This window comes from Tropicibacter sp. S64 (assembly GCF_049803835.1).
GTDB lineage: Bacteria > Pseudomonadota > Alphaproteobacteria > Rhodobacterales > Rhodobacteraceae > Pacificoceanicola.
Map to the genome: position 1 here is coordinate 224,923 of NZ_JBNAGK010000006.1, position 14,038 is coordinate 238,960.

Here is a 14,038-nt window from a genome sequence, read left to right on the forward strand (position 1 = left end):
GCCTTACCCCCATTTTTCCCGCAGTTTGCCTGCGATCTGATCACGTGTCTGGCGATAGGCGTTGAGCTTCTGCTCGCGCGTCTCGCCGATCCCGGTTGGATCCATGATCGGCCAGTACTCGACGGTCAAGTGGTAGAAACGGGTGAGTTCCAGCGCCCGGCGCTGCGAGGCCGGCGACAGGGTCACGATCACGTCGAAGCCCGACAGCGCTTCGCCCATCTCTTCGAGCTCCTCGAAGCTCCGCGAGCGGTGGCGCGACAGGGCAACGTCCATCTCGGCACAGACCGCGATGGCAAAGCCGTCGATCTCGAGGTCGTTCACCACGCCGACGGACTGCACGTAGGCGTCTGTGCCGAAGAGCTTCTTCATGATCCCTTCGGCCATCGGCGAGCGCACCGCGTTGTGATCGCAGCAGAACAGCACCGACTGGGGGAGCTCCGCCAAGGTCAGCCCCCGAAGTGCAGCACGCAGATCAACGTGAACAGGCGGCGGGCGGTGGCATCATCGACCTCGGCTTTGCCTTCGAGCCGTTCCTGCAGGATGCGCGCGCCTTCGTTGTGGATACCGCGGCGGGCCATGTCGATGGTTTCGATCTGGCTGGGCGGCAGGGTCTTGACCGCGTCGAAGTAACTTTTGCAGATCGCGAAGTAGTCTTTCACCACCTGCCGGAATGGCGACAGCGACAGGTGGAACTCAGCCGCCTTCTCGTGGCTCTCGGTGGTCACATCGAAGACCAGCCGCTTCTCGCGGATCGAGAGGCCAAGGTTGTACGGCCCTTTCGGCACCACCCGGTCATCGCGGGCGGGCAGCGAGAAGGAGTTTTCCTCCATCAGGTCGAACATCGCCACGCGGCGTTCCTGTTCGATCTCTGGCGTCGGCGGCGGCAGGCCACCGTCATCCAGAACGATATGGGCGATATGGGTCATGGGACGGTCTTTCGCAGGTGCAGCAATTTTGTAGCAGCCGCGCGGGCATCTTGGCAATATGATGCTTTTGTGTCGTACCATCCGAGCCGTGCGGCCAGCGCGGCACAGACACTCACGCCTGTGGCCGTCACCGGGCCTCTGGCCAAGCCGGCGCGCCTGTGCTCCAAACGGCGGCACATCGAAGAGGACAGAACCATGACCGAGATCATCACCGCGCTTTCCGAGATTTCGGACCGATACGACGCACTTTTCGTCGACCTCTGGGGTTGCGTGCACAACGGCAGGAAGGCGATTCCCTCGGCCGTGCAGGCGCTTGTCCGTTATCGCGAGCGCGGCGGGGCGGTCATTCTCGTCACCAACGCCCCCCGTTCGCGCCACGAGGTCGCCAAGCAGTTGGAGTTCTTCGAGGTGCCGAAGGAGGCCTATGACGACATCGCCACGTCCGGCGACAGCGCCCGCGTTGCGATGTTCCGCGGCGCGGTCGGGCAAAAGGTCTGGTTCATGGGGCAACCGCACGACCTGTCCTTTTTCGAGCCGCTGAAGATGCTGAAGGACCCGGTGGAGATCACCCGCGTTCCGTTCGAGCAGGCCGAAGGTATCATCTGCTGCGGTCCCGAGGACCCGCACGCCGAGCCGGACGTCTATCGCCCGCAATTCCTCTATGCCAAGCAGAAGGGCATGAAACTGCTCTGCGCCAACCCCGACATCGTGGTGGATCGCGGCGACAAGAGGGAGTATTGCGCCGGGGCTGTGGCGCAACTCTATTCCGAGATGGGCGGCGAGAGCCTCTATTTCGGGAAGCCGCATCCGCCAATCTACGACCTTGCCCGCCTGCGTCTCGCCGAGCATCGCAAGGGCATCACCGACGCCGGAATCCTTGCCATCGGGGATGGTCCGGCGACGGACATTCGCGGGGCCATGGGCGAGGATCTCGATTCTCTGTTCATTACGGGCGGGCTGGCCCGAGAAGAGACCAAAACGTCGCATATGCCTGATCCGGAGGCTCTAACCGATTATATCCAAAAGGAAATGATCAGTCCGACATTCGCCATGGGAACCCTGGCGTAACGAATTAGCCCTTGATTTTTCTGCGTCCGCAAAGTAATAAAATTGCCAATCAGCGCGTCTTGGAGCGCATTTATTACCTGAGCATACCGGCGCAGCGGGATCATGGAGGGCCAGATGTTGGACAATCTGCCACGCGGAACGATCTGTATCGAAGACATCGAGATGGGTATGTCCCGTTACCTGCGGAAGGTCGTGACCGACCAGGACATCGAGATGTTTGCCCAGATCTCGACAGACCGGAACCCGGTGCACCTCGACGACGACTATGCGCAGGACACCATCTTCGAGGGACGCATCGCGCACGGAATGCTGACCGCCGGTCTGATTTCCGCCGTGATCGGGGAACAGCTGCCGGGCCATGGCACCGTCTACCTCGGCCAGACGCTGAAGTTTCTTGGCCCGGTGCGTCCCGGCGACACCGTCTATGCGGAGGTCAAGGTGACAGACATCGACATCGCCAAGCGCCGTGTGACGATGGACTGCCATTGTTCCGTCGACGGCAAGAAAGTCCTGATCGGCGAGGCCAAGGTTCTGGCGCCGTCACGCAAGTTCGACTGAACCAAAGCAGGCGGTGCGGCCCACCCGCGCTTCCGAAGCCCGCCGATCCCGCCGGATCGCGCGGGCTTTTTCCTGTCGCCGGTGTCGTCGCGACACGGGCGAAGGGTTCTTTCCGCCGTGGCCTTGTAGCGGCCTGCCTCGCAATCTACATCACGGGACATGAAACGCTGGATCCCCTTCTTGAATTCCGTGCCGACGGTGAACGTCGTGCGTTTGCAAGGCGCCATCGGCATGGGCGGGCGGGGATCTATCAATGACCGCAACACCGCCTCGATGCTGGAAAAGGCGTTCACCAAGGGCAAGCCCAAAGCCGTGGCGCTGGAAATCAACTCGCCCGGTGGTTCGCCCGTTCAAAGCTCCCTGATCGGGGCCCGCATCCGGCGGCTGGCGGAGGAGAACGAGGTCAAGGTCTTTGCCTTCGTCGAGGACGTCGCGGCCTCGGGTGGCTATTGGCTGGCCTCGGCGGCGGACGAGATCTGGGCCGACGAAAGCAGCATCCTCGGCTCCATAGGTGTCATCTCCGCAGGCTTTGGCGCGCATGTCTTCCTGCAGCGGCAGGGGATCGAGCGGCGGGTGCATACGGCGGGCAAGTCGAAATCCATGATGGACCCGTTCAAGCCCGAAACCGAAGAAGACGTCGCCCGCCTCAACCGGCTGCTCGGGCAATTGCACGACAATTTCATCAGCCACGTGAAGACCGCCCGCCAAGGCAAGCTCAAGGAGAACCCGGACCTGTTCACCGGCGAAATCTGGGTTGGCCGCCACGCGGTCGAGCAGGGCCTGGCCGATGGCGTCGGGCATCTGGTGCCGAAGATGAAAGAACGCTTCGGCGACAACGTCAGGTTCCGCCGGTTCGCCGCGAAGAAACCGTTCTTCCCGCGTCTGGGCCTGTCGATGGCGCAGGGTGTATTGACGGAATTCGAGGAACGCGCGGAGTTCGCGCGGTTCGGCCTCTGACGTGCTGGTCAAGGCGGTCTCCCTTTTCCTGATCTTCATTGCCGTGCTGGCAATGTTCGGCAAGCTGCGCTTGCCGGGACAGAAACGCATCGCCGACGTCCGCTGTCCGAAATGCGGACGCTATCGCATCGGCAAGGGCCCCTGCCCGTGCAACACTCCGAAAAAAAAGAGCTGACATGGTCTTTGCCTACGCGATCCTGGGTCTGCTGATCCTGCTTCTTGCCGGCGATGCACTGGTGAAAGGCGCCGTCAACCTCAGCCTGCGCGTCGGGATTCCGGCGCTGATCGTCAGCCTGACCATCGTTGCCTTCGGCACTTCCGCGCCGGAATTGCTGATCTCGGTCAAGGCGGCGCTGGACGGCGTACCGGGCATTGCGTTGGGCAACGTGGTCGGCTCCAACACCGCCAACGTGCTGCTGGTGCTGGGTCTTCCCGCGATGATCGCGGTCATGCACACGTCCGAATGCAACACCCGCAAGAGCTTTGTGCAGATGATGGGCGCAACGCTGCTGTTCATCGCCCTGGCCTTCCGGGGTACATTCGACCGGGTGGCGGCGCTGGTGCTGCTGGCCGCGCTTGCCGCGTTTCTCTGGGTCTCGGTCCGCGACGCGCTGGCGCATCGCCGCGCCGGGGATCTCGAACCCGAGTTGGAGGAACCCGAGGGCGCAGACCCCGACATGCCCTGGTGGCGGATTGTCCTCTACCTCGTGCTCGGCCTTGTCGGTTTGCCGTGGGGCGCCAGCCTGCTGGTCGACAGTGCCCGCGAGATCGCGCTGATGTACGGCGTCTCGGACACGGTGATCGGTCTGACCCTCGTGGCCGTCGGCACCTCCCTGCCGGAACTCGCCACGACCGTCATGGCAGCGATCCGTCGTCAGGCGGATGTCGCGCTCGGCAACGTGATCGGCTCGAACCTTTTCAACCTCTTGGCCATCATCGGCATTGCCGCGCTGATCAAGCCGATGCCGGTGGACCCGGCGTTCCTGCAGTTCGACCTCTGGGTCATGCTCGCCGCCTCCCTCCTGCTGATCCCCTTCGTCTTCCTGCGGCAGAACCTCACGCGGCTCTGGGGTATCGTGCTGACCGTGCTCTACGCGGCGTATGTCTTCGCCGTTCTGGCGCTGTGAGGCGGATCATGGGGGCTGCGGGAAAGGCTCTGGTGACCGGCGCAGCCAGGCGGCTCGGCCGGTCCATGGCACTTTATCTCGCCGGGCGCGGCTATGACGTGGCCGTGCATTTTGCCGGGTCCGCCGACGCGGCCGAGGAAACAGTCGGCGACATCCGTGCCCTGGGCGTCCAGGCCGAAGCCCTGCAAGCCGATCTGCTGAACGAGGCGGAGACCGCCGGATTGATCGACCGTGCGCGCGAGGCCCTGGGTGGACCGCTGACCCTGCTGGTCAACAATGCTTCGATCTTCGAGCAGGACGACATCCGCACCGCCAGCCGGGAAAGCTGGGATCGCCATATGGAGAGCAACCTGCGCGCGCCTTTCGTGCTGACGCAGGGCTTCGCCGCACAGGTGCCGAACCCGCTGACGGATGAGACCGGCGAGCCGCTGGCGCAGGGGCTCATCGTCAACATGATTGACCAGCGGGTGCGCAAGCTGACGCCGATGTTCGCCAGCTACACCATTGCGAAGATGGGCCTCTGGGCGCTCACGCGGACCGCCGCGCAGGGGCTTGCGCCGGCCGTTCGCGTCAACGCGATCGGCCCCGGACCGACGCTGCAGGGACCGGGGCAGGACCCGGACCAGTTTGCCCGGCAAAGGCGCGCAACGATCCTTGACCGGGGCGCGAATCCCGCCGACATCACCGCCGCGCTCGGCTACTTCATCGACTCGCCTGCCGTCACCGGACAGTTGCTTTGCGTCGACGGCGGACAGCATCTGGCATGGGAAACACCGGACGTTGTAGGCCTTGAATAAGCATGCTGAACGCAAGTTTTGCACCGCTTCACGATCTGTCACCGAAGTGTTACGGAATTGTTAAGAAACTCAAAGACTTGCGACACGCTCGGTTTTCTTTTGAATGATTTCAATGGCTTGCAAGTTTGCACAAAAATTAATCAATTGGGCGAACCCTGCTGGATACAAGGAAAATTCCCGGATGCCTGCAAACTGCCTACAGAGTTATCCACATGATCCGTGGATGTTATAAGCCTTGAACAGACCGGCGCGGCATTGCAGCCGATCCGGAGAATCACATGCTGCCGTGAAGGAACCCATGACCGATCCAACGCCTCCGATTCGCAAGGGCTATCCGGTCATTCAGGACTACCTGAAGACCCTGGACGGCAGTCCCGGCGTCTATCGTATGCTGGACGACCAATCGCGCGTTCTATACGTCGGAAAGGCCCGCAACCTGAGGGCGCGGGTGTCGAGCTACGCCCGCCCCTCGGCCCAGCATTCCCGGCGCATCGAGCGGATGATCTCCGAGACGGCCTCGATGATGTTCCTCACGACGCGGACGGAAACCGAGGCGCTGCTGCTCGAACAGAACCTGATCAAGCAGCTCAAGCCGAAGTTCAACGTGCTGCTGCGCGACGACAAGAGCTTCCCGAACATCCTCGTCACCGACCACCCCTACCCGATGATCAAGAAGCATCGCGGGGCGAAGAAGGAGGGCGGCAGCTACTACGGCCCCTTCGCCAGCGCCGGGGCGGTGACGCGGGTGCTCTCGCAGTTGCAGAAGGGCTTCCAGCTCCGCAACTGCTCGGATTCGATGTTTGAGACCCGCACGCGGCCCTGCCTGCAATACCAGATCAAGCGCTGCTCAGGTCCATGCGTCGGAAAGATCAGCGAAGCGGAATACGCGAAGGCCGTGAAGGACGCGCAGCGCTTCCTGTCGGGGAAATCGACGGAGATCCAGGAGACGCTGGCGGCGCAGATGGCGCAAGCCTCCGAGGACATGGAGTTCGAGCGGGCGGCGGCCCTGCGCGACCGCATCCGGGCGCTGACCCAGGTCCAGACCGCGCAGGGCATCAACCCGCAGGGTGTGGCGGAGGCGGACATCATCGCGCTGCACATGGAAAGCGGTCAGGCCTGCGTGCAGGTCTTCTTCATCCGAGCCAACCAGAACTGGGGCAACCGCGACTTCTACCCCCGCGTCGGGCCGGATGTGGGCGAAGCAGAGGTCATGGAAGCCTTCATCGGACAGTTCTACGACCAGAAGGAGCCGCCCCGGCTGCTGCTGCTGTCTCATGGTATCGAGGATGCTGACCTGATGTGTCAGGCCCTCTCCGACAAACTCGGACGCAAAGTGGAGATAACCGTGCCGCAGCGCGGGGAGAAGTCGGAGCTGGTCGACTCGGCGCTGCGCAATGCCCGGGAGAGCCTCGCGCGGCGCATGTCGGAGAGCGCCACGCAGGCGAAGCTGCTGCGCGGGCTGGCGGAAGCCTTCGGGCTGGAAAACCCGCCGGAGCGGATCGAAGTCTACGACAACAGCCACATCCAGGGCACCAACGCCGTGGGCGGCATGATCGTCGCGGGGCCGGACGGGTTCATGAAGAACCAGTATCGCAAGTTCAACATTCGCGGCGACGAACTGGTGCCCGGCGATGACTTCGGCATGATGAAGGAGGTGCTGAACCGGCGCTTGAAGCGGCTCTTGAAGGAGGACCCGGACCGGACAAAGGGGCTTTGGCCCGACCTGATGCTGATCGACGGCGGCGCCGGGCAGGTCTCGGCGGTGGCGGAAATCATGGCGGAGCATGGGGTGGAGGATGTGCCCTTTGTCGGTGTCGCCAAAGGCGTGGACCGCGATGCGGGCAAGGAAGAGTTCCACCGAATGGGCGAGCGACCCTTTGCGCTGCGGCACAACGATCCGGTGCTGTACTTCGTCCAGCGGCTGCGTGACGAGGCGCACCGCTTTGCCATCGGCACGCACCGGGCGAAACGGGCGAAGTCCAACATGAAGAACCCGCTGGACGAGATTTCCGGCGTCGGCGGCGCGCGCAAGCGAGCGTTGCTGGCGCATTTCGGGTCGGCGAAGGCGGTCAGCCGCGCGAACGTCTCGGATCTGAAGGCGGTCGAAGGCGTTTCGGAATCGCTGGCCGAACGGATCTATGCGTTTTTTCGCGAGGGCGGGTGAGGCCGGACGAGCGAAAATTTTGTCTTCGCAAAATTTTGCTGCGGGGCTCTGCCGTCGCCATTGTCGCTCGGACCAATGGCGCAACACTGGCGACCCCCGCGGTACTATTGGACCAAAGAAGACCGGGTCAGCGCAGGAGGCCGGCCGTGTGGAAGCCTTGCGGGATGGCATCGCTGCCATTGAGGACAAGGTCCGCCATGACCTGCGCCACCTTCGGAGCCATGCCAAAGCCGATCTTGAAGCCGCCATTTGCGATGTAGTGACGCGGTCTGCCGGGCCACGGCCCGAGCAGCGGAGCGCGGGTCTTCGCCCGGGGGCGCACACCGGCCCAGCGTTTTATGACCCTGGCGGTCGACAGCTGCGGCAAGGCGTCGAGGGCACGGGCCAGCAGGTCGTCCGACAGGGTGTCGGTGGCGGCCGGATCGTCGAAGTCGCGTTCCGAGGTGGAGCCGATGGCCGTGGTGCCGTCGGCATGCGGGATGATGTGCAGGCCACCGGGGAAGAGTTGCGGGGCGTCCCTGGCGTCGAAGTCGAGCAGAATCGCCTGTCCCTTGACGCCATCGCCGACCCTTCGGTCAAAATGGCCGTTCAGATCGAGTAGCCCCTGCCAACCGGTGGCGTGCACAATTGCGCCCTCGTCCTCGGCTTCGGTCAGGATTTCAGCGCCGTTTGCACGCAGCGCCGCCACCAGCGCGTCGCAGGCGCGGCGGGGGTGCAGGCGGGCGCTCAGGGTGTCGTGGATCAGGAGGCCAGCCGGGCTTTGCGGGACGACGTCGCCTTTGGCCTCGACGATCTCCCAAGTCGCCCGGCCTTGCCAGAGAGTCCTTGCGTTCTCGCCGCGCGCCCGGGCCAGGGCCAGCGCAGCCTCGTCGGCGATGGGTTGCAGGCGTCCGGTGCGTCCATAGCCCGGGGAAACTCCCCCGGCGTCTTCCACGGCTTTCCAGAACTGCTCGGCCATCAGCAGGCTGTCGAGTTGGAACGCCTTCTTCTCGTTCCAGTTTTCCGGCACATGCGGCGCGAGCGCCCCGACGATGCCGCCCGATGCGCCGGCGCCAGGGCCGAACGGATCGACCACGCGCACCTTCGCGCCGCGCCGCACGCAGGCAAAGGCAATGCTCAGGCCGAAGGCGCCCGCCCCGCGAACGGTCACATCCACGCTTGTCATTGTCGCTCCCTGGCTTCAAAACTCGGATGACACCTATACCGTTTCCGGCAGAACCTGAATCGCTAATGCGCTGTCGGGCCATCGCTTTGCTGCGACATTTGCGATGTCCTGTGTTTCAGGTATCCCGGCGACTGCTCGATAAGGAAAACCCATGACAGGCCAGAGTGCGCTCGACTGGCGAGGCGAGGTGCCCGTCTCGACGCGGTTCGATGATCCCTATTTCTCGCTCGATAATGGCTTTGCCGAGACGCGTCATGTCTTCCTCGACGGCAACGGCTTGCCGGAGCGGTTCAGGGACGGCTTTCACATCGCCGAACTGGGGTTCGGGACCGGGATGAACCTGCTCGCCGCGCTGTTGCTCTGGCGGCAGGCGGGCAAGCCCGGACCGCTGACATTCACCACCTTCGAAGCCTATCCGCTGTCCGGTCCGGAGATGATCCGCGCGCAGGCGGCCTTTCCGGACGTCGCGGAGGTGACGGCCGAACTGGCCCCCTTCTGGCATGCGGATGCCCACCGGATCGACCTGCCGGACCTTCGTTTCGAGATGATCGTAGGCGACGCGCGGCAGACGCTGCCGCTCTGGCAGAACAAGGCCGACGCCTGGTTCCTCGACGGGTTTTCCCCGGCGAAGAACCCGGAACTCTGGGATCCCTCCCTGATGCGGGCAGTGGCCGATCACACCAACCCCGGAGGCACTGCCGCCACATACACCGCCGCCGGGCACGTCCGGCGCAGCCTGGCGGAGGCCGGGTTCACGGTGGTGCGTGCGCGCGGCTATGGCCGAAAAAGACACATGACACAGGCCCGGATGGGTTGACTGGATAGACCGACATGAAAGAACAGAACCTTGGCCTCGGCATCTGGCTGATGGTCGTGACCACCTTCATCTTTGCCATGCAGGACGGGCTCTCGCGGCACCTTGCCGGGGAATACAATACCATGATGGTGGTGATGATCCGCTACTGGTTCTTTGCCGCCTTCGTCATGGCCATTGCCAAGCGTCAGGCCGGCGGGCTGCGCAGCGCGGCACAGTCCGGCGTGCCTTGGGTCCAGGCGTTCCGCGCCGCGCTGCTGGTGGTGGAGATCAACGTCATGGTGGTCGGCTTCGTCTTTCTCGGTCTGGTCGAGAGCCACGCGGTGTTTGCCTGCTACCCGCTGCTCGTCGCCGCGCTCTCCGGCCCGGTGCTCGGCGAAAAGGTCGGTTGGCGGCGATGGGCGGCAATCGGGGTCGGTTTCGTCGGCGTGATCATCATTCTTCAGCCTTCCGGCGGTGTCTTTTCGCCCTATGCCGCCATCCCGCTTCTCGCCGCCCTCATGTTTGCGCTCTACGGCCTGCTGACCCGCTACGTGGCGCGGACGGACACGGCGGCGACGTCCTTCTTCTACACCGGCACCGTGGGCATGGTCGTCGCGACCGCTATCGGGGCGTGGTACTGGGTGCCGATGAGCACGCCGGACTGGGGCTGGATGGCGCTGCTTTGCATGACTGGCGCGGCGGGACACTACACCTTGATCCGGGTCTACGAAGTGGCGGAGGCCAGCGCCGTGCAGCCCTTCGCCTACCTGCAGCTTGTCTTTGCCAGCATCCTCGGCATCGTGGTCTTCGGCGAGACGATCCGCGCCAATGTCGCCATCGGCGTGGCGCTGATCATCGCGGCGGGGCTGTTCACGCTCTGGCGGGCGCGGAAGGCTGCCGCCTGACGGTTCAGTCCGCCACCACCCGGTGCAGCGTGCTGCCGACCAGTTCCTGGCTGAACGGCACTGGGTGTGGCTTGAGCCCGAGACGGGCGCGGTAGACCGGCAAGCTCTCGGTTACCCGCATGACGTAGTTGCGCGTCTCGTCGAAGGGGATGAACTCGATCCAGTCGATGATGTCGACCTCGCCCTTGCGCGGGTCGCCATAGCGGGCCATCCACTGGTTCGGACGCCCCGGCCCGGCGTTATAGCCCGCTGCCATCATCACGGCGTTGCCGTTGAAGCGGTCCGCCAGATCGGCGAGGTAGGCCGCACCCAAAGTCGCATTGTACGACGGATCGCTCAGCAGCTTGTCCGCGTCATAGTCGATGTTGAGCCAGCGCGAGACATCGCGGGCGGTGCCCGGCATCAGCTGCATGAAGCCCCGCGCCCCGGCACCTGAGATCACCTCCGGATCGAACTCGGATTCGCGGCGGGCGATGGACAGGACCAGTTCCTTCGGGACCGGGAACTCGGCGCCCGTGATCCCGGGATGCAGCGCATAATAAGGCCCCGGCAACTCGATCCCGTATTGCGCGGCGCGTTTGCCCAGCATCACCTGGATGTGCGGGCGGTTCAACTCTTCGAGCATCTTGCCCATCTGCCCCATCCCGGTCCGGTCCAGCCCTTCGGCCAGATGCGTCAGGAAACGCTCGCCCAGCGGTACCTCCCCGGCGGCAAGCAAAAGGATACCGGCGTCGAAAACCGAAGACTTGGTAAAGGCGGCCTGCCGCCAGTCGGGGAAATCTTCCGTTCCGGCAAGTGTCGGGTCCGGCGCGATCCCGGCGCGCTCGGCGGCCAACAGGCCGTAGAACGAGGTCTGGAACTTCGCCGCCTCGCCATAAGCCGCCGCAGCCTCCGCCGTCTTGCCCTGCTTCTCCAGCGCCCTGCCCAGCCAGTACCCGGCACGGCCCACGGAGATCGGCGTCCAGATCGCGTCCCGGAAGCGCTTGAAATGCGCTTCGGCGAGGTCGGCGCGGTCGAGATACCGCAGGGCGAGATACCCGGACAGCCATTCCAGCTCCGCGAAGTCGGAGCCTTCGACGAGGTAATGCGACGCAGCGATCTGGTAGGCTTCGCGCACCGCGCCGTCGCGCATCCGCTCCCGCGCCAGGTCGATCCGCGCATTAGCCCAGGCCCAGGGTTCCCCCAGGTTCTCCGCACTGGTCGATTGCTCCAGCAGGAGGGCGATGGCATCGGCGTCGCGGCCCTTCCGGACCCGCCACAGGAAACGCTCGAAGGCCAGCCCCGGGTGGTTCGCCAGTTCCGCCGGCACCGCCGCGATCTTGCCGTCGACGCCGCCCTCGTCGGCGCGCAGCGCCATCCGCGCCTCGGCCAGCTTGCGCCAGCCTTCGTCCACCAGCGGCACCATGGCGCTGGCGTTGCTGCTCCAGCCTTTCCAGAGCGCCATGTCGAGACGCGCGGTGTTGTGATCCTTCAGCACGTCTTCCCAATTGAAGATGAACGCCCGCCGCTCGTCCGCCGTCAGCGCCAGCGTACGCCAGGCCAGCACGACCTCCGCCGCCGCGAGCCCTTCGTTGCCGTCCTCCTTGTGCACCTTCGCCAACGCCAGCGCGCCCGCGCCGGTCTGCGGCAGTTGATCGGCAAAGAATTTCCGCACGTCGTCCAGCGGCGCCTCGGACATGACGATCTCGCTCTTCTCGCGCAGGTAGTCCATGCCCGGCCAATCGGGGTTGCGGGCGATGAAATCCATGACTTCCGTCGGATCGCCCCGCCCGGCCCGCAGCGCGTGCCAGAGAATCACGTCCACCGCCACCTGCCCGTCGGTGCGCGCCTCGATCTGCGCCTTGGCCCAATTGCCCTCGCGCATGGCCGCCATGGCACGCCCGAGCGCATCCCCGGCCCGCTCGGCGGCGGCGGAAAACGGCAAACAAAGGACAAGAAGACAAAGCAGCAGGCGCGACATGAGCTTGCATTTTCCGTGATAAAAGGGATAGACGCCCCAAGGATACCGCGCACATCCGGCCCTTCAACTCACAATTCCTTTGGGTCGGCGGAATTCCTCTGAAATTCGACTGACGATAACCGCAACACAGGAGAGCGTGTCATGTTCAAGGGTTCGATGCCTGCACTGGTCACGCCGTTCAAGGACGGCGCAGTGGATTTCGACACGCTCAAACGCCTTGTCGAATGGCACATCAGCGAAGGCTCGCACGGTCTGGTGCCGGTCGGGACCACGGGCGAGAGCCCGACGCTGACCCACGAGGAGCACGAGGCGGTCATCGCCTGTGTCGTGGAGGCCGTGGCGGGCCGGATTCCGGTCATCGCCGGGGCCGGGTCGAACAACACCGACGAGGCGGTGCGTTTCACGCAATATGCCGCGAAAGTGGGCGCCGATGCGGCGCTGGTGGTCACACCCTATTACAACCGGCCGACCCAGGCGGGTTTGTATGCCCACTTCAAGGCCGTGCATGACTGCGCCGAGATCCCGATCGTGATCTACAACATCCCCGGCCGCTCCGCCGTGGACATGACGCCCGCCACCATGGGCGAACTGGCCAAGCTGCCGCGCATCATCGGGGTGAAGGACGCCACCGGCGATCTCGCCCGCGTCTGCCTGCAGCGGATCACTTGCGGCAAGGACTTCATGCAGGTCTCCGGCGAGGATGCGACGGCGCATGGCTTCAATGCGCAGGGCGGCGTCGGCTGCATTTCCGTGACCGCCAACGTGGCGCCGCGCCTGTGCTCGGAACTGCAGACCGCCTGCCTCGACGGCGATTATGCGAAGGCCCTGACCATCCAGGACCGGCTGATGCCGCTGCACCGTGCGATCTTCACCGAGCCGGGCCTCAATGGTGCGAAATACGCCATGTCGCGGCTGGGCCTCTGCGAAGAGGACACGCGCCTGCCGTTGATGCCGGTGACCCAGCCGACCCGCGACCTGCTGGACGCGGGACTGCGCCACGCCGGTCTGTTGAACTGACCTTCGGGTTCAGGCGGAACGGCCTGTAGGGCGGGGCTATGCCCCGCCCTTTTTCGTGGGCGCATGGGGAAGCATCCCGATCACCGGCGGCCCCGGACAGGCATCCCCCGGCATCTCAAACCCGTCGTCGCGGACCGCCGGAAACGGCGTATACGGGTCGATCCGGGACGCGAACAGCGGTTCGTCGTTGCGGCAGAAATCCTGTCCCAGATTTCCGAGGTTGAAGCCGAAGCCTCCCTTGCCGCAATCGTCTCCCGCGCCGTTCATGTTCCACGCCTGCGGCATCGGAATACCGCGCCCCTCCACCACGAAGGCCCCCTCACCCGGCACGAAGTGCAGCCGCCACGAGGTCCGTTCGTGCAGCATGGTCAAGGCCCAGCGCCCGATCGGCTGGCCTTCGTAAAAGCCCTCGATGAAGAAGCAGGAGACATCGCCTTCCCGCACCACGCGCTCCGCCATCAGGGCCTTGTCAAAGCTCATCGCCCCAGCCATGGAATACCCATCCGCGCCGGTCCACTGAAAGCGCCAGGTCACCGGGTCGGCCTGGGCGACCGAACCGGCAATGATGCCGAAGATCAAAACAAGAAGCCGAGTCATG

15 protein-coding genes are annotated in these 14,038 nt (G+C 64.5%); 10 read left to right on the plus strand and 5 right to left on the minus strand.

From position 1 onward, the window contains the following. Positions 1–3: 3 nt before the first annotated feature. Both ACP159_RS11850 and ACP159_RS11855 read right to left on the minus strand, forming a co-directional pair. On the minus strand, positions 4–444 hold the full coding sequence (locus ACP159_RS11850; protein ID WP_425099927.1) for a low molecular weight phosphatase family protein: 441 nt from the start codon (positions 442–444) through the stop codon (positions 4–6). Between the two features lie 2 nt (positions 445–446). After that, the gene (locus ACP159_RS11855) at positions 447–926 is read right to left on the minus strand and encodes a UPF0262 family protein (protein WP_425099928.1); all 480 of its coding nucleotides are present in this window, start codon (positions 924–926) and stop codon (positions 447–449) included. 195 nt (positions 927–1,121) lie between these two features. Between ACP159_RS11855 and ACP159_RS11860 the strand changes: the two genes are divergently transcribed. The 7 genes from ACP159_RS11860 (at position 1,122) to uvrC (ending at position 7,597) form a co-directional block, all read left to right on the plus strand. Next, positions 1,122–1,994: a TIGR01459 family HAD-type hydrolase gene (locus tag ACP159_RS11860; protein WP_425099929.1), complete on the plus strand. Its 873-nt coding sequence runs from the start codon at positions 1,122–1,124 to the stop codon at positions 1,992–1,994. A gap of 114 nt (positions 1,995–2,108) precedes the next feature. After that, complete coding sequence (locus ACP159_RS11865) at positions 2,109–2,552, plus strand: MaoC family dehydratase (protein WP_425099930.1); 444 nt, start codon at positions 2,109–2,111, stop codon at positions 2,550–2,552. 159 nt (positions 2,553–2,711) lie between these two features. Further along, positions 2,712–3,509, plus strand: coding sequence for a S49 family peptidase (locus tag ACP159_RS11870; RefSeq protein WP_425099931.1), 798 nt, complete (start codon positions 2,712–2,714; stop codon positions 3,507–3,509). Between the two features lies 1 nt (position 3,510). Further along, a complete protein-coding gene (locus ACP159_RS11875) occupies positions 3,511–3,684 on the plus strand; it encodes a hypothetical protein (protein ID WP_425099932.1) in 174 nt (57 codons plus the stop codon). A gap of 1 nt (position 3,685) precedes the next feature. After that, positions 3,686–4,636, plus strand: a complete 951-nt coding sequence (locus tag ACP159_RS11880; RefSeq protein ID WP_425099933.1) for a calcium/sodium antiporter — start codon at positions 3,686–3,688, stop codon at positions 4,634–4,636. Between the two features lie 8 nt (positions 4,637–4,644). Next, complete coding sequence (locus ACP159_RS11885; RefSeq protein ID WP_425099934.1) at positions 4,645–5,433, plus strand: SDR family oxidoreductase; 789 nt, start codon at positions 4,645–4,647, stop codon at positions 5,431–5,433. A gap of 298 nt (positions 5,434–5,731) precedes the next feature. Further along, positions 5,732–7,597, plus strand: a complete 1,866-nt coding sequence (uvrC, locus tag ACP159_RS11890; RefSeq protein ID WP_425099935.1) for an excinuclease ABC subunit UvrC — start codon at positions 5,732–5,734, stop codon at positions 7,595–7,597. Positions 7,598–7,724: 127 nt separating this feature from the next. Here the strand turns inward: uvrC and ACP159_RS11895 are convergent, their stop codons facing one another. Next, entirely contained in the window at positions 7,725–8,762 is a 1,038-nt protein-coding gene (locus ACP159_RS11895; RefSeq protein WP_425099936.1) for an NAD(P)/FAD-dependent oxidoreductase, read from the minus strand. Positions 8,763–8,913: 151 nt separating this feature from the next. Here ACP159_RS11895 and mnmD point away from each other — a divergent pair, with 151 nt between their 5' ends. Together mnmD and ACP159_RS11905 are read left to right on the plus strand one after the other, a co-directional pair. Beyond that, positions 8,914–9,579: a tRNA (5-methylaminomethyl-2-thiouridine)(34)-methyltransferase MnmD gene (gene mnmD, locus ACP159_RS11900; RefSeq protein WP_425099937.1), complete on the plus strand. Its 666-nt coding sequence runs from the start codon at positions 8,914–8,916 to the stop codon at positions 9,577–9,579. A gap of 14 nt (positions 9,580–9,593) precedes the next feature. Further along, complete coding sequence (locus ACP159_RS11905) at positions 9,594–10,463, plus strand: DMT family transporter (RefSeq protein ID WP_425099938.1); 870 nt, start codon at positions 9,594–9,596, stop codon at positions 10,461–10,463. 4 nt (positions 10,464–10,467) lie between these two features. Here the strand turns inward: ACP159_RS11905 and ACP159_RS11910 are convergent, their stop codons facing one another. Beyond that, positions 10,468–12,423, minus strand: coding sequence for a lytic transglycosylase domain-containing protein (locus ACP159_RS11910; protein WP_425099939.1), 1,956 nt, complete (start codon positions 12,421–12,423; stop codon positions 10,468–10,470). 141 nt (positions 12,424–12,564) lie between these two features. Here ACP159_RS11910 and dapA point away from each other — a divergent pair, with 141 nt between their 5' ends. Then, positions 12,565–13,440 carry a 4-hydroxy-tetrahydrodipicolinate synthase gene (gene dapA, locus ACP159_RS11915; protein ID WP_425099940.1) on the plus strand — a complete coding sequence of 292 codons (876 nt, stop codon included), beginning with the start codon at positions 12,565–12,567 and terminating at the stop codon, positions 13,438–13,440. 36 nt (positions 13,441–13,476) lie between these two features. Here dapA and ACP159_RS11920 read toward each other — a convergent pair whose 3' ends face one another. Next, entirely contained in the window at positions 13,477–14,037 is a 561-nt protein-coding gene (locus ACP159_RS11920) for a hypothetical protein (protein ID WP_425099941.1), read from the minus strand. Position 14,038: the final 1 nt, after the last annotated feature.

Bases quoted from the DNA above. Each gene is read 5' to 3' on its own strand.
- ACP159_RS11855 (WP_425099928.1), bottom strand. From the start codon at position 926: ATGACCCATATCGCCCATATCGTTCTGGATGACGGTGGCCTGCCGCCG.
- ACP159_RS11860 (WP_425099929.1), top strand. From the start codon at position 1,122: ATGACCGAGATCATCACCGCGCTTTCCGAGATTTCGGACCGATACGAC.
- ACP159_RS11865 (WP_425099930.1), top strand. From the start codon at position 2,109: ATGTTGGACAATCTGCCACGCGGAACGATCTGTATCGAAGACATCGAG.
- ACP159_RS11870 (WP_425099931.1), top strand. From the start codon at position 2,712: ATGAAACGCTGGATCCCCTTCTTGAATTCCGTGCCGACGGTGAACGTC.
- ACP159_RS11880 (WP_425099933.1), top strand. From the start codon at position 3,686: ATGGTCTTTGCCTACGCGATCCTGGGTCTGCTGATCCTGCTTCTTGCC.
- ACP159_RS11885 (WP_425099934.1), top strand. From the start codon at position 4,645: ATGGGGGCTGCGGGAAAGGCTCTGGTGACCGGCGCAGCCAGGCGGCTC.
- uvrC (WP_425099935.1), top strand. From the start codon at position 5,732: ATGACCGATCCAACGCCTCCGATTCGCAAGGGCTATCCGGTCATTCAG.
- ACP159_RS11895 (WP_425099936.1), bottom strand. From the start codon at position 8,762: ATGACAAGCGTGGATGTGACCGTTCGCGGGGCGGGCGCCTTCGGCCTG.
- mnmD (WP_425099937.1), top strand. From the start codon at position 8,914: ATGACAGGCCAGAGTGCGCTCGACTGGCGAGGCGAGGTGCCCGTCTCG.
- ACP159_RS11905 (WP_425099938.1), top strand. From the start codon at position 9,594: ATGAAAGAACAGAACCTTGGCCTCGGCATCTGGCTGATGGTCGTGACC.
- ACP159_RS11910 (WP_425099939.1), bottom strand. From the start codon at position 12,423: ATGTCGCGCCTGCTGCTTTGTCTTCTTGTCCTTTGTTTGCCGTTTTCC.
- dapA (WP_425099940.1), top strand. From the start codon at position 12,565: ATGTTCAAGGGTTCGATGCCTGCACTGGTCACGCCGTTCAAGGACGGC.
- ACP159_RS11920 (WP_425099941.1), bottom strand. From the start codon at position 14,037: ATGACTCGGCTTCTTGTTTTGATCTTCGGCATCATTGCCGGTTCGGTC.